Origin of the sequence: Streptomyces sp. x-19 (genome assembly GCF_046549115.1) — a bacterium.
Lineage (GTDB): Bacteria > Actinomycetota > Actinomycetes > Streptomycetales > Streptomycetaceae > Streptomyces > Streptomyces albulus_C.
Window position 1 is genome coordinate 51,625 of sequence record NZ_JAJPWK010000005.1, and the last position, 18,400, is coordinate 70,024.

Here is an 18,400-nt window from a genome sequence, read left to right on the forward strand (position 1 = left end):
GAGGTCACGAGGGCCGGACGGGGAGCGGAGGGCGGGCCCGGAGCGGTGGGCCCGGGCGGCCGGGGGCCGGATTGGCTCAATCGCGCACCGATTCCGCCAGATAACCGACGGCGTCGGCCAGCGTGACCACGTCGCCGTACTTGGCCTGGATGTCGAAGAGGGCCGCGGCGTGCGGGCCCGCCGCCCGGTCCCCGACGCACTCCCGCGGGACCAGCACCGGGAAGCCGGACTGCACCGCGTCGACCGCCGTGGCCCGCACGCAGCCACTGGTGGTCGCGCCGCACACCACCGCGGTGTCGCAGCCCAACCCGGTCAGGGTGGCGGCCAGCGAGGTGCCGAAGAAGGCCGACGCGCCCTTCTTGAGGACCAGCGCATCGGACTCCCGCCGGGGCAACCGCGGATCGACCGCGACCGCCTCGCTGCCCTCCAGCAGCGCGCCCAACCCCGGCGCCTTGCGCAGCCAGGTGACGTGGCCGCCGGACACCTCGGCCGGGGTGTAGGCGATCGCGGTGAACACCACCGGGACGCCCGCCGGCCGGGCCGCCTCGATCAGCCGCCCGGTGGCCCCGACGACGTCGCTCAGATCCGCGCCGGTGGGGAAGCGGTCCTCGGTGAACCCCCGGGTCAGGTCGACGACGACGAGTGCGGGCCGCCGCCCGCGGCGCACCGCGGCGCCGAACCCGGCCCGCTCGTAGGTGCGGTCGGTGGCCGCCCCGTAGTGGCTCATGCGCGCCCCCGCCGCAGCGTCTTGAGCTCCCGCCGCATTCCGGCCAACCGCCCCAACAGCCAGCCCTGGCACGCCCCGACCGCGAACGCGGCGGCCAACGGACCGTACTTGGCCAGCACCGGCCCGACCGCCGGCCCGACGAGGACCGACAACCCGTCGAGGTCCTGCGCCGCGGCGGCCCCCTGCGGCCGGGGCGACGCGACCGGAGCGGACGCCGGTGTCGTCGACGGCGCGGGTGAGGGCGTGGGTGAGGGCGCCGCTGCGGTGGTGCCGTCGCGTTCGGCCGCCAGCAGTCCGCCCAGGTTCCGGGCGAACTGCTCCAGGATCCGCGTCGAGACGGTCCCGATCGCGCCCTTGCCGAACTGCGCCAGCTTGCCGCGGATCACCAGGTCCGTGACCAACTCCAACCGCGCCCCCTCCGGCGCCTCGGTGACGGTCAGCGTCACCTCCGCCTCCGCGTCGCCGTTCCCGTGCGCGTCCGCCCCGCGGGCCTGCACCCGCAGCCGCCGCCGGTCGGCGTCGGCCTCCAGGAAACGCACGGTGCCCGCGTAGGCGGCGGTGATCGGGCCGACCTTGACCCGGACCCGGCCCTGCCAGGCGTCGCCGTCGCGGCCGTCGAGCACCGCGCCCGGCATGCAGGACGCCACCCGTTCCACGTCGTTGACCAGCGCGAACACCGCGTCCGGCGGGGCCGGCACCGGCACCGTGTTGCTGAGCTGCATCACTTCTCCTTCCGGGGGGCCGACGCCGCGGCCCGTTCGGCGCGCCGGGCCGCGGCGCAGTCCTCGATGGCCTCGACGATGGGTTGGTAGCCGGTGCACCGGCACAGGTTGGCGGCCACCACCTCGCGGATCTCCTCCTTGTCGGCGTCCGGCCGCTCGGCGAGGAACCCCTCGGCGAGCATCAGGAACCCGGGGGTGCAGAAGCCGCATTGCAGGGCGTGGTGCGCGCGGAACGCACGTTGCAGGTCGCTCAGTCCGCCGTCCGCCGCGTCCGGCGGTCCCGCCGACAGCGATTCGACGGTGCGGATCCGCGCGCCCTCCGCCTGCGCGGCGAACATCAGGCAGGCCCGCACCGGCCGGTCGTCGAGCAGCACCGTGCAGGCTCCGCAGATGCCGTGCTCGCAGCCGACGTGGGCGCCGGTCAGCCGCAGTTCGTGGCGGAGCACGTCCACCAACGTGCGGCGCGGTTCGGTGATCACCTCGTGCCGTTCGCCGTTCACGTCCAGGACCATCAACTGCACCTCCCGCTCCGCCGGCGGCGGGGCCTGCGCGGCAGTGGCGGCGTCCGGGGTGGCGGCGGGCGGCTGGGGGCGGGTCGTCATCGGGCGCTCTCCTGGTAGTGCCGGCGGTGCAGGGCGCGGTGCACCGTCTCGGGGGTGATCGGGATGTCGTCCAGTTCCACGCCGGTGGGGCGCAGCGCGTCGTTGACGGCGTTGAGCACGGCCGCGGGGGCGCCGATGGTGCCGCCCTCGCCCGCGCCCTTGGCGCCGGTCTCGGTGAACGCGCACGGCGTCTGGAGGTGGTGGATCGCCACGTCGGGGATCTCGTGCGCGGTGGGCACCCGGTAGTCCATGAAGCTGGTGGCCGACGGCTCGCCCTGGGCGTCGTACGTCACCTGCTCGAACAGCGCCCCCGCGATGCCCTGGGCGATCCCGCCCCGGCACTGGCCCTCCACCACCTGCGGGTTGATCGCCACCCCGCAGTCCTCCACGCAGACGTACCGCAGGATCTCCACCCGGCCGGTGTCCGCGTGGAGTTCGACGACGACGCCGTGGGTGGCGTTGGAGAACGTCCCGTCGTTGAAGACGTCGAAGGCGGCGGTGGCGGAGAGCCCCGGCTCGATGTCCTTGGGCAGCAGGTCGACCCGTAGGTAGGCGATCTCGGCCAGCTCGCGGTAACCGAGCGCGGTGCCGGGCGCGCCCCGACGCACCACCTCGCCGCGGCCGAGGACGGTCTCCTCCACGGGGACCTCCCAGCGGGCCGCCGCGATCGCCCGCAGCTTCTCGCCGAGCCGCCCGGCGGCCAGCCGGACGGCACTGCCGCCGACCGCGATCGACCGGCTGGCGAAGGTGCCCCATCCGTAGGCGACCCGGTCGGTGTCGCCCTGGTGGAGCCGCACCCGGTCCAGCTCCAGGCCCAGCCGCTCGGCGACGATCTGCGCCATGGTCGTCTCGTGGCTCTGTCCGTGGCTCATCGTCCCCGTGGTGACGGTCACCGCCCCGCTGGGGTCCATCCGCACCTCGGACAGGTCGAAGCCGGGCACGACCGCCATCTTCCGCTGCGCGAACGCGGCCGAGCCGTAGCCGGTGCGCTCGCTGAAGCAGGAGTAGCCGATGCCCAGGTGCCGGCCCTCGGCCCGGGCCGCGCGCTGCCGCTCGTACCAGCCCTCGTCGCGCAGCGTGCGCTCGCAGAGGTCCAGCGACTCCCGGTAGGAGCCCGGGTCGTAGGTGATGCCGTTGACGCCGGTGTAGGGGAAGTCGGTGATCAGGTTGCGGCGCCGGATCTCCACCGGGTCGAGGTCCAGCTCCCGGGCCGCGCGCTCGAAGAGCCGCTCCACGACCATCACGTACTGCGGCCGGCTGACCCCGCGGTACGGCGCGGTCGGCGCCTTGTTGGTGGCGATCGCCCGGCCGCGCACCCGGTAGGCGGGCACCTTGTAGACGCCCGGCATCTCCGCCGCGGCCATCAGCGGTTCGATGCCGGCCGTGAACGGATAGCAGGAGTAGGCGCCCATGTCGCACACCACGTCCGCGTCGAGCGCCAGGATCCGGCCGGCCGCGTCGAAGGCGGCCCGCACGTCGTAGTGCTGCTCGCGGGCGAGGAAGGACGCCGAGAGCGCGTCCTTGCGGTCCTCGATCCACTTCACCGGGCGGCGCAGCCGGAGCGCGGCCGCCGCCGCGGCGATCTCCTCCCGCCCCACCACGCACTTCAGCCCGAAGCCGCCGCCCATGTCGGGCACCACCACCCGCACCGCCCGCTCGGCCAGGCCCAGGCACCGCGAGGCCACCGTCCGCACCTGGTGCGGGACTTGGCTGCAGGTGTGCAGGACGAGCTGCTCCTCCCGGTCGTCCCAGTGCGCCAGGGCGCCCCGGGTCTCCAGCGGCAGGGCGTTCTGCCGGCCGGTGCGGGCCTCGACCCGGACGACGCGGTGGGCGGCGGCGAAGATCTCGTCGATGCCTTCGGTGGCGAACGACTGGACGTCGACCAGCGTGTTCCGGGCGGCCTCGGCGTGCAGCAGCGGAGCGTCGTCGGCCAGCGCCGCCGCCTCGTCCGTCACCGGCGGGCGGACGGCGTAGCCGACCCGGGCCGCCTCGACCCCGTCCTCGGCGGCGTAGGCGTCCCGTGCCACCACGATCGCCACCGGTTCGCCGACGTAGCGCACCCGGTCGCGGGCCAGTACCGGCATCGCCGTCGGCACGAACTCCTCGGGTGGGCGGGCCAGTTGGGCGGTGATGTCGCCCAATCCGAGGTCGTCGGCGGTGTACGCGGCGACCACGCCCGGCACCGCGCGCACCCCGTCCAGGTCGATCGCGGTGACCTCGCCGTGCGCGACCGTGCTGCGCACGAACTGCGCGTGCAGCGTGCCCGGCAGGGTGACGTCGTCGACGAACCGACCGCGTCCGGTCAGCAGTCGGGGGTCCTCCCGGCGTGGCACGGACCGGCCGATCAGCCTTCCCTCGCTCTCGTGTGCACCGTCCTCGACCCGCCTCATCGCGTCCTCGCCCCCTTCGGCTCCGTCGCTCCGCTCGCCTGGACGCAGGCCCGTTCGACCAGGGCCCGGACGAGCTGCCGGCGGTAGGCCGCACTGCCGCCGGTGTCGTCCGGGGGATCGGCGGCCGCGGCGGCCGCGGCGGCGCAGTCGGCGAACGACCCGCCGTCGGCCAGTACCGCCTCGGCCTCCGGCACCCGCACCGGCACCGGCGCCACCCCGCCCAGCCCCACCCGACCGCCGCGCACCCGGGCCCCCTCGACGTGGAGGTCCACCACCGCCGACACCAGCGCGAAGTCCCCCTTGCGCGCCGCGAACTCGGTGAGCGCGGCGTGCGGCGCGGGCCGCGGGAAGACGACTTCGGTCAGCAGTTCGTCGGGTTCCAGGGCGCTGGTGTACGGGCCCAGGAAGAACTCCCCGGCCGGTACGCGTCGTTGCCCGTCGGGCCCGCTGATGACGATCTCGGCGCCGAGGGTGACCGCGAGCAGACACCACTCGGCCGTCGCGTCGGCGTGCGCCAGGCTGCCGCCGACCGTGCCGCGGGTCCGGATCGGCAGGTGGCCGATCCAGCCCATGGCCCGGCGCAGCACCGCGAACCCCGGCCCCAGCAGCGCGTCGGGAGCGGTCTCCACGGTGTGATGGGTCGTCAGGGCACCGATGTGCAGGGCGCCTTCGGGACCGGTCGTGAGGTGGTCGAGCTCGCGCAGGCCGCCGATGTCGACGAGGTGGTCGGGGCGGGCCAGCCGGAAGTTCATCATCGCGACCAGGCTCTGGCCGCCGGCGAGGACCTTGGCGTCCTCGCCCAGTTCGGCCAGGAGCCGGGTGGTGCCGTGGACGTCGCGGGCCCGGTGGTAGCGGAAGGGGGCGGGTTTCATGCGGATCCTGTTCGTGTCGTGCGGCGGTTCCCGGCGGGGCGGGGTCAGGAGGGGCGGCGGCGGGGCGCGGTCAGGGCGGTGCCGGGCGGGTCCGCCGTGCCGGTGGCGGCGGCCGGCACGGCGGTGTGGGGGGCCGCGGTGCGGTCGGGTGCCGGCGCGTCGTCCAGTGCCCGCCCCTTGGTCTCGGGCGCGGCCACCGCGGTCCAGCCGACCGCGGCCACCACCGCCAGCGCCAGCACCCCGAACGTCAGCGGCAGCCCCAGCACCGGCCACAGCACCGAGCCGAACAGCAGCGGCGCGAAGCCGGTGAGCACCCGGCTGACCGAGGAGGCCCAGCCGAAGCCACTGGCCCGCAGCCGGGTCGGGTACAGCTCGGCGACGTACGCGTACAGCGCCGGGATCGCCAACTGCATCAGGAAGCCGAACACCGCGAGGGCCGCCACCGACGCTGCCGGTTCCCGGCGCACCAGCGCGAACAGCACCAGCGCCAGCGCGGCCAGCGGCGCCGACAGACCGATCAGCCACTTGCGGCCGATCACGTCCACCAGCGCGGTGGACACCAGCACCCCGACGATGCCGACGCCGCTCATGACCGTGGTGCCCGTGAACGCGGCGGTGCTGCCCAGCCCCTGGTCCTTGAGGATCGACGGCAACCAGCTCAACGCCGCGTAGTAGACCAGCATCACGGCCGCGAACAGCAGCCAGGCGGCCGAGGTGATCCGCGGGCTGAACGCCCAGATCCGCACCAGCTGTTCGCCCACCGCCCGCGGCCCCCGCGCCCCGGAACCGGCCACCGGTGCGGGGATCGCGTAGGGCTCGGGCGTCGCCCCCGTACGGGCCACCAGCGCGTCGATGACCGCCCGCGCCTCCGCCTCCCGGCCCTGCCCGGCCAGGTGCACGGGCGACTCCGGCACGCCCCGGCGGACCCAGAACAGCAGCAGCGCCGGCACGCTCATCACCGCCAGCATCCACCGCCAGTTGTCCGCCGCCGGCAGCAGTCCCGTCGAGACCAGCCCGCACAGCGTCACCCCGATCGGCCACCAGGCGTCCAGCGCGGTCAGCACCCGCCCCCGGTACCGGCGCGGCGCGAACTCACCCACCAGCGCGTAGTCCACCGGGATGCAGCCGCCGAGCCCCACCCCGGCGGCGAACCGCAGCACCAGGAACACCGGGTACGTCGGGGCGAAGGCACCCAGCACCGAGAACGACGCGAAGATCAACAGGGTGACGCTGAAGGCCCGTTTCCGCCCGAGCCGGTCCGCCACCGCGCCCCAGGCCACCGCGCCCACGGCCATCCCCACCAGGTTGGCGGTGGCGACCAGCCCTCGGTCGGCCGGCGCCAGGTGGAAGTGCTCGCCCAGCAGCGGCATCAGGAAGCCGTTGAGGGCGATGTCGTACGCGTCGAAGAGATAGCCGAGGCCACCGATGAGGAAGACCTTGCCTTGGACGCCCCACTTCCAGGGGAGTTCCTGGACGATCTGATCGCCGGTTTTCACATGCGCTCCAGGTGGGTGTACGGACCGGACGCGGACGGCCTGCCCGCGCCCGTGCGGACACCGGGGTGGGGACCCGGGGGCGCCGGGACGGGGACCCGGCGGGCGTGCGGAGGCGTCAGCGGGCGAACGGGTAGGAGAAGGCCACCTGGTCCGGGTCGTTGAGCGGGGTGCCGCGCCACAGCCAGTCGTAGGACAGGTCCGACTCCCCGTCGAAGCGCCGCAGCTGCGCGTCCCGGGCCCGCTGCTCGGGACCGTCGGGGAAGTGGTAGAAGGTCTTGTTCTGCCATGACGCCTCCTGCACCATCCCGGCGTGCTTGGCCCGCCGGTCGACGTACCGGCGCAGCGCGTCCGCCACCCCCGAGACGGTGACCGCCCCCAACTCCTCGGCCAGCACCGCGGCGTCCTCCATCGCCTGCGAGGCGCCCTGCGCCTGGTAGGGCAGCATGGCGTGACAGGCGTCGCCGAGCAGCGCCACGTGCCCGTCGGTCCAGACGGGGTCCCGCCGCCGGTGGTAGAGGGCGAAGCAACTGACGTTCTCCTTGGCCTTGGAGAGCATCGCCGACACCCGGTCGTCCCAGCCGGGGAAGGCGTCCACCAGGTCCTGTGGGGACGCGGCGACGGTCCACTTCTCGGCGACCTCCTCGGTGCACGGCACGCATGCCACCACATTGAGGTACGCGCCGCCCCGAATCAGGTAGTGGACGAGGTGCCGCTCCGGGCCGTACCAGATCGTGCTCTGGAAGCGGTCGACCAGCCACCGGGTGGCCGGGTCGGCGGCGATCAGCTCGCCCGGGACCAGCGCCCGGTAGGCCATCTCGCCGGAGAACAGCAGGGTGTCGGGGGCGCCCATCAGCTCCCGCACGCGCGAGCGGACGCCGTCGGCCCCGATCAGCACGTCCCCGGCGAACCGCCGCCCGTCGTCGGTGGTCACCTCCGGCCGCTCGGGCCGGGTGCGGTCCAACTCGACGACCCGGCTCGCGGTGTGGATCGCCACCGCCGGGCCCGGACCGGTCGGATCCAGACAGGCATCCATGATCACCCGGTGCAGATCGGCCCGGTGGTAGTGCCAGTAGGGGGCGTTGAACCGGTCCTTGCAGTGCTGACCGAGCGGGGTGAGCGCCACGACGCTGCCGTCCTGCCAGCGCCGCCGCACCTGGTCGAGCGGTTCGGTGTGGATGGCTTCGAGCTGTCGGCGCAGGCCCAGCCCGAGCAGCACCCGGCTGGCGTTGGGCGCGGTCTGGATGCCGGCACCGACCTCGCCGAGCTGCGGTGCCTGTTCCAGGACGGTGACCCGCAGACCGCGCTGGCGCAGGGCCAGCGCCGCGGTCAGGCCGCCGAGACCGCCGCCGGCGATGGTGACTTCGTAGGACTGACTGGGCGCCACTCTTCCTCCAGGACGTTGCGCTCGCGCACGACGGGGCAGCGGATGCGGCCGGTCGGTCAGCCGCCGGCGGGTCCGAGGTCCTCGGCGAGCCGGCCGTCGACCACCACCTCCGTCCCGTCGACCGTGACCGAGCAGCCGCGCATCGCGATGTCGAGGTGGGCGTAGGACTCGCGGCCCAGGACCGGGTGCGGGCCGGTCGACCACAGGAAGTTGCCGGCGAAGGCCCGGGCGTCCATGCCCATCAGCTCGTCCTTGCCGTACATCGCGGTGGCGAACCAGTCGGCGGTGCGCATCAGCCCCCACCCCATGTGCGACAGGCTGCGCGCCCAGGTGTCCCGGGAGTCCGCGAAGAACGTGGTGAGCAACTCGGCCTCGGCGCCGCCGCTGACCTTCTCGATGTGCCCGTCGACGATCCGCAGCGTCACCGGCTCGCGCACGTACTCCTTGAACGGCAGCAGGATGTCGCCCGGCGCCAGCACGATCTGCCCGTCGGAGAATTCCGGCCAGCACAGCACCATGGTGCTCGGCCAGTGGTCCCACCGGCCCGGATCGTCGGCGAAGCCGCACTGGAACTCCGGCCGGGAACCGGCGAGTTGGACGGTCAGATCGGTGCCGGCGGCGGAGCGCACCCGCATCTGCGCCGACCGCTTGAGCAGCTCGACGCCGCGCAGCACCTCGGCTTTGTCCTCCTCCTCGGGCAGGTTGCGGATCAACACCTCGGGCGCGTCGCAGACGAAGAGGATCCGGGTGCCGGCGCGCAGGATCTCCTGCTGGACCGGGGCGTGGATGAAGCCCTCGCGGGTCAGGTCGACGACCAGGTCGGCCGATTTGAGCAGGTCCTGGGCGGTGGTGTCGTTGAGGACGGAGGTCAGGCCGGGGCCGGCGCCGGTGTGCGTGCTGGGCATCGGTGCGGGGGTGCCGCCGGGCACGGTCGCCGCGATGACGTGCGCACCGCACGCCTTGGCCGCGCCGAACGCCGCCGCGACGTAGTCGCCGCGGCTGCCCGGTTCGGCCAGCACCACGACATGTTCGTCGTCGCGCAGCTTGCACAGCCGCAGTTGACGGGTGAAGGCGTCGAGCAGGTCGACGGACGAGAGGTCGAACACGAGGACCCTCCGGAGAGCGAGTTCGGGGGCTGGGTGGTCGTTGACGCGTGCGGGTACCGGCGGGGGCGCGGCACCGCCCCGTTTCCGGCGGGGCGCTGCCGGCCCGTCGCCTCGGGTCTTCGGGCATGCGCTGAACTGCGGAGATGCGAGGGTGCGGGGGGCATCCCGACGGAGATAATCCGAACACGTACGATCTCGGCTTGGCAAGGGGTGCGCGCCGAGTTGGCCCGCTTCGGCCCCTGAACGTCCGTCAGTACGGCCTTCCGGTCCGCCCGATGGGCGCGTGGACGCGCGAAGCGGGACGCGCCCCCGGCCGCGCCCCGCCCCCTCTTCCCGCAAACCCTACGGCCGGGGCCCGATCACCCGTCCGGACGCGTCCTGCACGGTGATCGCCATCGCCGGACACACCTCGGCCGCGTCCAGCGCCCGCTCGTCCTCCGCGATCTCCTCCTGCACCACCCGGGCGTGCGGCCCGTCCAGGACGAACAGGTCCGGCGCGATCGCCGGGCAGGAACCCGAGGCGATGCACAGCGCCGGGTCGACCGCCACCTTCCACGCCACCGCGCTCACCACCCCACCGGCAGGACCCGCGGACCGCGCACCAGCATCTCGGTCTTCCACTCCACGTCCCCGGCCACGTGCAGCCCGGGGAACCGGGTGATCAGCGCCGAGAGCGCCTCCTGGAGCTCCAGCCGGGCCAGCGGTGCGCCCAGGCAGTGGTGCACGCCGTGGCCGAAGCCGAGGTGCTGGTTGCCGGTCCGCCGGATGTCCAGTTTCCCCGGGCCGTCGAACCGCAGGGCGTCGCGGTTGGCCGCCCCCATGGCGACCAGTACCGGCTCGCCGGCCCGCACCAGCGTGCCGCCGACATCGATGTCTTCCGTGGCGTACCGCGGCTGGCCCGCGCCGCTGCCCAGCGGGACGAAGCGCAGTAATTCCTCCACGGCGCCCCCGATCAGGTCGGGCTGCTCGCGCAGCACGGCCAGTTGGTCGGGGTGGTCCAGCAGTGCCAGGACGAAGTTGGGGATCTGGGTGGCGGTGGTCTCGTGGCCGGCGACCAGGATGCCCACGCACAGGTCGACCAGCTCCAGCTCCGTCAGCCGGTCGTTGACGTCCCGCGCGTCGATCAGCGCGGTCATCAGGTCGTCCTGTGGCTCCCGCCGGTGCTGCTCGATCAAGTTGCCCATGTAGGCGCGGAGCTCCTCGCGGTTGGCGTCGAACTCCTCGGCGGTCAGGGAACTCGTCGACAGCGCGGCGTCGCTCCAGATCCGGAACTTCGGCCGGTCCTCGGTGGGCACGCCGAGCAGCCGGCAGATCACCGCGACCGGGATCGGCAGGGCGTACCGGTCGACGAGGTCGGCCGGCGGTCCGGCCGCCTCCAGCTCGTCCAGCAGCTCCCGGGTCAGCTCCTTCACCTGCGGCCGGAGCTTTTCGACCTGACGGACCGTGAACGCCTTCGCCACCAGGGTGCGCAACCGGGTGTGGTCCGGCGGGTCCATGCTCAGGATGCCGCTGTTGCGGCTGCCCTCGGACTGTCGGGGCTCGTCGTGCCGGATGCCCTCGGCCCGGCTGAACCGCTGGTCGCCCAGGACGAACCGGGCCTCCGTGTACCGCGTGACGAGCCAGGCCGGTTCGCCGTACGTCATCTGGACCTTGAGCAGACCGGGGCGATTGCGCGCCTTCTCGTACTCCGCCGAAAGGTCAAGGCTCTCGGCGATGTTGAAGGGGTAGGAGAGGGGTGCTGTTTTGGCTGTGGTCACGGTGACCTCCCTTGTGTAAGCACCTGCTTACATACCGTAGGACGCACGCTCGGGGTGGTCAACGATGGATTGCAGCCGTCGTCCTGATCCGCTACGGCGGGCCACGACGACCATCGGACGGACCGACGGGAAGGAGAGCGACGATGCCGGAGGCAACGAGGAGAGCGGTGGAGGTGGCCCCCTGCGGCGGCGCCACCGGCGAGCACCGCCGGGACGCACAGGGCACCCGGCGCCTCCTGCTCGACGCGGCCTCACACCTCTTCGCCGAACGCGGCTACGAACGCGCCACGGTGCGCGACATCGCATCCCGGGCCGGCGTCAACCAGGCCCTGCTGTTCCGCTACTTCGGCTCCAAGAAGGCCCTGTTCGGGGAGGTGATGGCGCGCGGCGGCCAGGAACAGCTGCGCGCCACCCCGCCGGAGCGACTGTTCGAGGTGGCCCTGCGCGGCATGCTCGCCGAGGGCGCCGGCCCCGGCACCGACCGCTCGCTGGAGGTCTGTCTCCGCTCGATCGGCGGCAGCGACGAAATCGGCGAGGCGCTGCGGGGACTTGGTGACGAGTACGCCGACGTGCTGGCCACCCTCTCCCGGGCCGACGACGGTGCGCTCCGCGGCGACCTGGCGCTGTCCTGGCTCCTGGGCATCGGCCTGATGCGGGTCGTGGTCGGCAAGGAGCCGTTGGCCAGCGCCGATCCGGATGCCGTCTGCCGACTCGTGGGGGAGGCGCTGGCCGCCCTGCTGGAGGGGGCGCCGAAGGCGGAGTGACGTCGTCCGGGTGGTTGTGGTGCTGCCAGTGCGGTCCGGCTCGTGCTGCGTTCCGGTGACCCTCCGGCGGGTCGCCACGCGGGGTTGGGTGGCCGACTTATTGTCGCGCTTGCAGGAGAATGTTCCTTTTCTGCCCAGCTGAGTAAAGGTGGAACAATGCTTCGTTCGATTCCCCGCGGGCTCGCGGTGGCCGGCATCGCCGCCGCCCTGGTGGTCCCGACGGCGGGCGCCGCGACCGCGGCTTCCAGCGGCGCGCAGGCGGCGCTGTGCTCCGGCCACAGCCAGTGCCACCAGAAGGGTCGACAGGCCCACGGCGGCAGCCACGAAGGCCGGAAGGGGCACCGCGTCGTGCGCGAAGGCCGGCACGGGCACGGCCGGTACGACGACGACTACGGGCGCACCGCAGACAAGCGCCGTTACGACGACGACGATGACATGGGCCGGGGCGACGAGGAGTACGGCCGCCGCGGTGACGCCGAGCGCCGCAAGGACGACGCGCGCCGCCGGGGCAACGAGGAGGAGGGGCGCCGCGCCGAGGGCCTGGGGCGCACCGGCCTGCTCGGCCTCGACTTCCTCGGCCTCCTCTAGGCCGCAGCGTCGCCACCGTGGTGGGCCCGGGTCCGGTACCCGGGCCCTCCTGCGTGCGGGGCGACGCCCCGGCGATCACGGGTGGGCGAGTGGCCGGAACCCGTGGTGCACCGGAGCCAGTTCCGTCGCGTACGGGGCGGTCGGCCCTGGGATCGCCCGGCGCGGTGGGAGCACGTCCGGGGCCCGGTGCGGCCGCAGCGCGGTGAGCGCGAGTTCGGTCTCCTCCATCAACGCCCGGTACGAAACCAGCCGTTGCCACTCGGGATCGGCGACGCCGGGCACCGTCGCGGCCCGCTCCGTCCAGATCCTCACCAGACCCGCGTACACGGGCGTCTGCCGGACGACTTCGGCGTTGATCCGCGGCGCTGCGGCGCGGGCGTCCATGCCGGGCCGGGCGGGCTGGTCCACCGGCGCGCCGGGGACGAAGGCGGTCTGGCCGTGGCCGGCGACCGTGACGGATGAGGGAGCACTCATGGCCGTAGAAACGATTCGTCCCGGCGATCGGTCACTGTGCGTGCCCCGGTCGGCCCCGGGCAGTCCCTCTCATAACATCCTAAAGCGCTGCGCACGATACAGGGAATATCACCTCTTGCAGTGATCTCTCATTGAGAACCGGACCAATACCGGCTAAAAACCGTTGTCGCTGTCATGGAACCGAGGGAGTTGTGGGAGCGCCACGCGGTACTTGCGCAGGCGTTCTGCATCAGCGATGACGAGGTCCGCCGGACGCAAGGGCTCCTCGACGAGGCCGAGGCCCGCCGCTCGCGGACCCTGGCCGCCTTCGCGGTGACCGTCGGCAGCGACGAAGTCGTCGCCGACCTGCTCGGCCTCGACGCCCGCGAAGTGCGCCTGGCCCGCCGCACCGTCGGCAAGGACGACGCCCGTGCGGTGGCCAAGAGCCTGCTCGACGAGTCCGCCCGCGAGCGCCGCGCCGCGCGCCGGGCCGACGCCCCGCCGCAGCCGGTGGCGCCCGAACCGCCCCGACCCGCCTCGCCGGCCGCCGCCGCGGCAGCCGCGGCCGCCGCGGCCGCGATCGGCAACGGCTGGCCACGCGCCACCACCGCCGGCAGTGCGACCTCGGTGCCCGCCGCCCCGGTCGCCCCACCGGACAACGCCTCCCGGATCCCCCCGCGGCCGGCACCGGCCACCCCGCCCCCGGCCCCGGCGCCCGCCCCGGCCCCCGCGCCCACGCCCGTCACCGAACCGGCCTGGTCGCCGGCGCTGGACGCGGTCCTCGTGCACAGCCACCACACCGGCGCCGACCTCAGCGCGCTCGCCGCCGAACTGGGCCTGGACGTGACCATCCTGGCCGCCCGGGCGCACCAACTCGCCGTCGGGACCCACACCTCCAGGCCCGCCTCGTCGGACCGGATCGGCCGGCACCGCCGGATGGCCGACGGCCCCGCCGCGGCCTCCGCGGACACCGGTCAACTCGCCCGCACCGAGGCCCCGACGGCCCCGCCGCAACCTCCGTACGAGCCGCACGCCTCATGGGCGTCGCCGGCCCATCCCGCACCGTGGACCGCACCCCAGGGCACCTACGGCGCCTGGGCGCCGCAGGACGCCCAGGCGGCCTGGGCGCCCCAGCCGCCGCCGATGGCCGCGGCCCCTGCCTGGGATCCCAGTGCCGTCACCGTCGCCCAGCACGACTGGGACGGCATCCTCAGTCAATGGGAGGCGGCCACCTCGCCGTACACCTCAAGTCCGGGCCAACCGCCCCCCTGACCTCGGGTGACCCGTGCCGTCGCCCGCGAACACCCGTTCCCGTCCCGGTCCGGCCATCGCCTAAGCTGGGGGACGAGCCGTGACTGGCGCTTGGGTGGAGTACCACCGTGGAGCGGCTCGACCGGTGTGGTCACTGCCGTGCGCCTGGGCGATTCCGTACGACGTACGACGCTCAGGAGGCGCCATGTCGCAGACCACGTCCCCCACCGCCCGCCTGATGGACGGCGGCGCGCTCGCCCGCCGTCTGGGCGAGGAGACCGCCGAGCGTGCCGCGGCGCTCACCGCGCGCACCGGACAGGCGCCCTGTCTGGCCACGGTCCTCGTGGGCGAGGATCCCGCCTCGGTCACCTACGTGAGGATGAAGCGCAACCGTTGCGCCAAGGCCGGCATCCAGTCACGGCACGTGGCGCTCCCGGCCGACACCAGCACCGCCCAACTCGTCGACACCATCGGTGGGTTGTCGGCCGATCCCGGTGTGCACGGCATCCTGCTCCAGCACCCGGTCGGCCCGCACGTCGACGAGCGGGCCGCCTTCGAGGCGATCGCGCCCGAGAAGGACGTCGACGGCGTCACCGCGCACTCCTTCGCCGCGATGAGCCTGGGCATGCCGGGCTTCGCCTCCTGCACCCCCGGCGGCATCATGCGCCTCCTGGACCACTACGACGTCGACCTCGGCGGCAAGCACGCCGTGGTCGTCGGCCGCAGCGCGATCCTCGGCAAGCCCGCGGGGATGCTGCTGCTGGGGAGGAACGCGACCGTCACCTACTGCCACTCCCGCACCGCCGACCTCGCCGCTCACGTTCGGGAGGCCGACGTGCTGATCGCCGCGGTGGGCCGCGCCCGCTTCCTGCACGGTGACCAGCTCAAGCCCGGGGCGGTCGTCGTCGACGCCGGCTACAACGCCGGCAACGTCGGCGACGTGGACTTCGCCTCGGCGGCGGCCGTCGCGAGCCTGATCACCCCGGTGCCGGGCGGGGTCGGCCCGATGACCATCGCCACCCTCCTCGCCCAGACCGTGGACGCGGCTACCCGGCAGTCGGGGGCCGCGGGCTGACGCCGCTCACCGCACCGTGACCGTGACCCGCCAGGTCGCGACCACGTGCGGGCAACGGGAGCCGGGCGCCGCACGGCAGGACCGCCGTGCGGTGAGGGCGGTGCCGCCCCGGTCGCCGGCGGTGAAGCGGGCCGTGACGCCCCCGGTCGGCGTCCGCCCGAGCGTCGACCGCCGGAGCACCGCGGGGTGATCGGAGGCCGGCGCGTTCCAGGCGAAGGTGGTGCCGCGGTCGCGGACGCCGGTGAGCCGGACCTCGACGTCGTCCCCGGGGTGCACGGTGAGCGCCCGGCCGGCGTCCCGGTCGGTGAGCTCGACGCGGTGGGCGGTCGGGGCCGGGGCGGCCTGTGCCCAGGCGCAGGCCGTACCCGTACTCAGCACCGCACCCGCGACGCACACCGCGGTCAGCTGCCTCATCGCCTTCATGACGCTCCAAGATCCTTGAATGGGTTGCGAGTTGGGTGCCGGGCCCGCTCCCGGCCGGGTCGTCCGCGCGACGGCGCGATCATGCTTCCACCCGGGGTGCGGCCGCGGTATCAGCAGAAAGAGTGAAACGGGGGACGGCGGTGGCGGTTCCGCCTCCGGTCGGGGGCGTCGTGACGGCGTGGGTGACGCTCGGCGCGCAGGGTGTGTGCGCAGGTCAACGGCCCGATGGGTAGCATTCCCTGCCGCCGCCGCCATCGGCGCGTGCTCATGACACACGGGGGGTTTGTTCTTACATGTTCGGAATCGTCAGGCCCTGCACCCATCGCCTGTCCCAAGGTCTCAAGACGGAGTGGATGGCCCATCTGTGCGGCCTGTGCCTCGCACTGCGCGCCGACCACGGCCAGTTCGCCCGGGTCGTCACCAACTACGACGGACTGATCGTGTCCGTGCTGACGGACGCCCAGTCCGGCCGGACCGAGCTGCGGCGCCGCACCGCCGGCCCCTGCCCGCTGCGCGGCATGCGCACCGCCTCGGTCGCCCGGGGCGAGGGGGCGCGCCTGGCGGCGTCGGTCTCCCTGGTCCTCGCCTCAGCGAAGATCCGTGACCACGTGGCCGACGGGAACGGCGTGCTGCGCCGCCGCCCGATGGCCGTCGCCGCGCGCCGGGTCGCCGCGGGCTGGGACCGGGCCGGTGCGCGCGGTGGCGCCCGGCTCGGCTTCGACACCGCAGTCCTCGTCGACGCGGTCGACCGGCAGGTGGGCATCGAGCAGGCGGCCGGGCCCGGTACGCCGTTGACGGTGATCACCGAACCGACCGAGACGGCGACCGCCGCCGCCTTCGCGCACACCGCGGTCCTGGCCGGCCGGCCGGGCAACGCCGCGCCGCTCGCCGAGGCCGGCCGGCTCTTCGGCCGGCTGGCCCACCTCCTCGACGCCGTGGAGGACCGGACCGCGGACGCCGCCGAGGGCGCCTGGAACCCGATCACGGCCACCGGCGCCGGCCTCGCCGAGGCCCGCCGGCTGTGCGACGACGCGCTGCACGGCGTCCGACTCGCCCTGCGCGACGTGGAGTTCGCCGACTCCGCACTGGTCCACGTGCTGCTGGTGCACGAGCTGCGGCGCTCGGTGGACCGGGCCTTCGGCACGTCCTCCTGCTCCCATCAGGCCCACGGGGCGGTGCCCGGCCCCCACGATCCCCAGGGCGGGAACCCGTACGCCGACAACCCGTACGCGCAGGACCCGTACGGGAACGGTGGCGTCGGGGTGTCCCCGTACGGGCAACCGCCGGCCGGTGGCCCGTATGCCAACGGGCGGCAGCACCTCAACGTCCCGCAGACCCCGGCCGGCGGTGGGCCGGTGCCACCCGGTGGGTCGGGGGGCGGCCACGGCGGCGGTCACGGGGGGCACGGCGGGGCGGGCGGCGGGGACGGCCAGCTGCCGCGGTTCACCTCGCCGGCGCCGAGGAAGCCCCGCGGCTTCTGGACGGGCTGTGCGCTCGCCATCGGGCTGTGCTGCACCTGCAAGGTGTGCTGTGCATCGGAGTTCGAGGGCCCGTGGTCCGGGAAGAAGCGCGAGGGCTGCTGCCACAGCTGTGATTCGTGCGATTGCAGCGATTGCTGTGATGGTTGTGACTGCTGCTCCGGGTGCTGCGACGGCTGCGATTGTTGCGATGGCTGCTGCTGCGACTGCTGAGACTGCCGAGGGACGGGGCGGGCCGGAAAACCGTTGGTGGGGCCATCGCCGGGCGTGTTAGCGTCGGCCCGCCGTGCCGGCCGAGGCACGCGACCAGGACGACGGACCGAAGGAGAGATGAGTTGATGACTGTCACGGAGACCACCGCCACGTGCGGTGCCCGGACCATCCTCCTCTCCGGGCCCCGGGTCTGACCTGAGCACCCCGCCTGCCGGCGGCCGCCCGACCGCGTGACGGTCGGGCGGTCCTGCTCGGGCACGCATCGGGGCCCCTTCCACCAAGGGTCTCTCCGTTGTCCCCACCTCTTCGCGTCGATCCCGTGATCGACGCCTCCTTCAGCCTGCTCCGCGCCCCGTCCCGGCAGGGCGCCGGCTCGGACGCCTGCGCCCGGCACATGCCGCGACCGGCCGGCGCCCCGGCGTTGCGCCCGCGCACCCCCGCCCCGGACTACGGTTCGAGCCCGCACGCGCGGGACGCGTGCGATCTCCCGCCCGCCGGCCGGCTCGCCCCCTCCACCGCTTCGAACGGAACCACCATGAACACCACTTGGACCACCCGCCCCGAGACCGCCGAGGACGCCGCCGCGATCCGCGAGATCAACCTCGCGGCCTTCCCCACCGCCGACGAGGCCGACCTGGTCGACGCCCTGCGTGCGGACGCCGATGCCTGGATCGACGGCCTCTCCCTGGTCTCCCGGGCGCCGGACGGCACCCTCGCGGGGCATGCCCTGCTCACCCGCTGCCACATCGACGGCCGGCCCGCGCTGGCCCTGGCACCGTGCGCGGTGCTGCCGGCCCATCAGCGCCAGGGCGCGGGGACGGCCGCCATCCGGGCTGCGCTCGCCGCCGCCCGGGCGCACGGCGAGCGCTTGGTGGTGGTGCTGGGCCACCCCGAGTACTACCCGCGGTTCGGCTTCGTCCCGGCCTCCCGCTTCGGCATCCGGGCGCCGTTCGAGGTCCCCGACGAGGCGTTGATGGCCCTCGTCCTGGACGCGTCCGTGCCCGTGCCGAGCGGCGTGATCCGCTACGCCGGGGCGTTCGGCCTCTGACGGGGCGTTCGCCCTTCCTTGGGGCGTCGGGCCCCTGACGGGTCGGGGCGT

General features: G+C 74.1%; 18 protein-coding genes and 1 riboswitch. Of the genes, 6 read left to right on the plus strand and 12 right to left on the minus strand.

Annotated elements, in window-relative coordinates; all coding sequences use genetic code 11:
• Positions 1–76 precede the first annotated feature (76 nt).
• The 10 genes from ACLJT4_RS15255 to ACLJT4_RS15300 all read right to left on the minus strand — a co-directional run bounded on the left by ACLJT4_RS15255 (position 77) and on the right by ACLJT4_RS15300 (position 11,056).
• On the minus strand, positions 77–727 hold the full coding sequence (locus ACLJT4_RS15255; RefSeq protein WP_411122863.1) for an isochorismatase family protein: 651 nt from the start codon (positions 725–727) through the stop codon (positions 77–79).
• The gene (locus tag ACLJT4_RS15260) at positions 724–1,449 is read right to left on the minus strand and encodes an SRPBCC family protein (RefSeq protein WP_411122864.1); all 726 of its coding nucleotides are present in this window, start codon (positions 1,447–1,449) and stop codon (positions 724–726) included. The genes ACLJT4_RS15255 and ACLJT4_RS15260 overlap by 4 nt, the downstream gene beginning before the upstream one ends.
• Positions 1,449–1,961: a (2Fe-2S)-binding protein gene (locus tag ACLJT4_RS15265; RefSeq protein WP_411123176.1), complete on the minus strand. Its 513-nt coding sequence runs from the start codon at positions 1,959–1,961 to the stop codon at positions 1,449–1,451. The genes ACLJT4_RS15260 and ACLJT4_RS15265 overlap by 1 nt, the downstream gene beginning before the upstream one ends.
• A gap of 86 nt (positions 1,962–2,047) precedes the next feature.
• The gene (locus ACLJT4_RS15270) at positions 2,048–4,441 is read right to left on the minus strand and encodes a xanthine dehydrogenase family protein molybdopterin-binding subunit (protein ID WP_411122865.1); all 2,394 of its coding nucleotides are present in this window, start codon (positions 4,439–4,441) and stop codon (positions 2,048–2,050) included.
• Positions 4,438–5,313: an FAD binding domain-containing protein gene (locus ACLJT4_RS15275; RefSeq protein ID WP_411122866.1), complete on the minus strand. Its 876-nt coding sequence runs from the start codon at positions 5,311–5,313 to the stop codon at positions 4,438–4,440. The genes ACLJT4_RS15270 and ACLJT4_RS15275 overlap by 4 nt, the downstream gene beginning before the upstream one ends.
• Positions 5,314–5,357: 44 nt before the next feature.
• Positions 5,358–6,809, minus strand: a complete 1,452-nt coding sequence (locus ACLJT4_RS15280) for an MFS transporter (protein WP_411122867.1) — start codon at positions 6,807–6,809, stop codon at positions 5,358–5,360.
• Positions 6,810–6,924: 115 nt separating this feature from the next.
• Positions 6,925–8,193, minus strand: coding sequence for an FAD-dependent monooxygenase (locus ACLJT4_RS15285; protein WP_411122868.1), 1,269 nt, complete (start codon positions 8,191–8,193; stop codon positions 6,925–6,927).
• Positions 8,194–8,249: 56 nt separating this feature from the next.
• Positions 8,250–9,299, minus strand: a complete 1,050-nt coding sequence (locus tag ACLJT4_RS15290; RefSeq protein ID WP_016574133.1) for a hypothetical protein — start codon at positions 9,297–9,299, stop codon at positions 8,250–8,252.
• Positions 9,300–9,641: 342 nt separating this feature from the next.
• On the minus strand, positions 9,642–9,860 hold the full coding sequence (locus tag ACLJT4_RS15295) for a ferredoxin (RefSeq protein ID WP_411122869.1): 219 nt from the start codon (positions 9,858–9,860) through the stop codon (positions 9,642–9,644).
• Between the two features lie 5 nt (positions 9,861–9,865).
• A complete protein-coding gene (locus tag ACLJT4_RS15300; protein ID WP_411122870.1) occupies positions 9,866–11,056 on the minus strand; it encodes a cytochrome P450 in 1,191 nt (396 codons plus the stop codon).
• Between the two features lie 143 nt (positions 11,057–11,199).
• Between ACLJT4_RS15300 and ACLJT4_RS15305 the strand changes: the two genes are divergently transcribed.
• Together ACLJT4_RS15305 and ACLJT4_RS15310 are read left to right on the plus strand one after the other, a co-directional pair.
• Entirely contained in the window at positions 11,200–11,820 is a 621-nt protein-coding gene (locus ACLJT4_RS15305) for a TetR family transcriptional regulator (RefSeq protein WP_411122871.1), read from the plus strand.
• A 156-nt stretch (positions 11,821–11,976) separates the two neighbouring features.
• Positions 11,977–12,408: a hypothetical protein gene (locus tag ACLJT4_RS15310; protein ID WP_411122872.1), complete on the plus strand. Its 432-nt coding sequence runs from the start codon at positions 11,977–11,979 to the stop codon at positions 12,406–12,408.
• Positions 12,409–12,483: 75 nt separating this feature from the next.
• Here ACLJT4_RS15310 and ACLJT4_RS15315 read toward each other — a convergent pair whose 3' ends face one another.
• The gene (locus ACLJT4_RS15315) at positions 12,484–12,882 is read right to left on the minus strand and encodes a hypothetical protein (RefSeq protein ID WP_016575582.1); all 399 of its coding nucleotides are present in this window, start codon (positions 12,880–12,882) and stop codon (positions 12,484–12,486) included.
• A 174-nt stretch (positions 12,883–13,056) separates the two neighbouring features.
• Here ACLJT4_RS15315 and ACLJT4_RS15320 point away from each other — a divergent pair, with 174 nt between their 5' ends.
• A complete protein-coding gene (locus tag ACLJT4_RS15320; protein ID WP_411122873.1) occupies positions 13,057–14,133 on the plus strand; it encodes a hypothetical protein in 1,077 nt (358 codons plus the stop codon).
• 69 nt (positions 14,134–14,202) lie between these two features.
• Positions 14,203–14,290, plus strand: a riboswitch (ZMP/ZTP riboswitch).
• Between the two features lie 27 nt (positions 14,291–14,317).
• Positions 14,318–15,187 (plus strand): bifunctional 5,10-methylenetetrahydrofolate dehydrogenase/5,10-methenyltetrahydrofolate cyclohydrolase, encoded by an 870-nt coding sequence (locus ACLJT4_RS15325; RefSeq protein WP_411122875.1) that lies wholly within the window; start codon positions 14,318–14,320, stop codon positions 15,185–15,187.
• A 6-nt stretch (positions 15,188–15,193) separates the two neighbouring features.
• Here ACLJT4_RS15325 and ACLJT4_RS15330 read toward each other — a convergent pair whose 3' ends face one another.
• A complete protein-coding gene (locus ACLJT4_RS15330) occupies positions 15,194–15,610 on the minus strand; it encodes a hypothetical protein (RefSeq protein ID WP_411122876.1) in 417 nt (138 codons plus the stop codon).
• 293 nt (positions 15,611–15,903) lie between these two features.
• Here ACLJT4_RS15330 and ACLJT4_RS15335 point away from each other — a divergent pair, with 293 nt between their 5' ends.
• Together ACLJT4_RS15335 and ACLJT4_RS15340 are read left to right on the plus strand one after the other, a co-directional pair.
• Positions 15,904–17,301, plus strand: a complete 1,398-nt coding sequence (locus ACLJT4_RS15335) for a DUF5685 family protein (RefSeq protein ID WP_411122877.1) — start codon at positions 15,904–15,906, stop codon at positions 17,299–17,301.
• Positions 17,302–17,836: 535 nt separating this feature from the next.
• Positions 17,837–18,349 carry a GNAT family N-acetyltransferase gene (locus tag ACLJT4_RS15340; protein WP_411123177.1) on the plus strand — a complete coding sequence of 171 codons (513 nt, stop codon included), beginning with the start codon at positions 17,837–17,839 and terminating at the stop codon, positions 18,347–18,349.
• Positions 18,350–18,400: the final 51 nt, after the last annotated feature.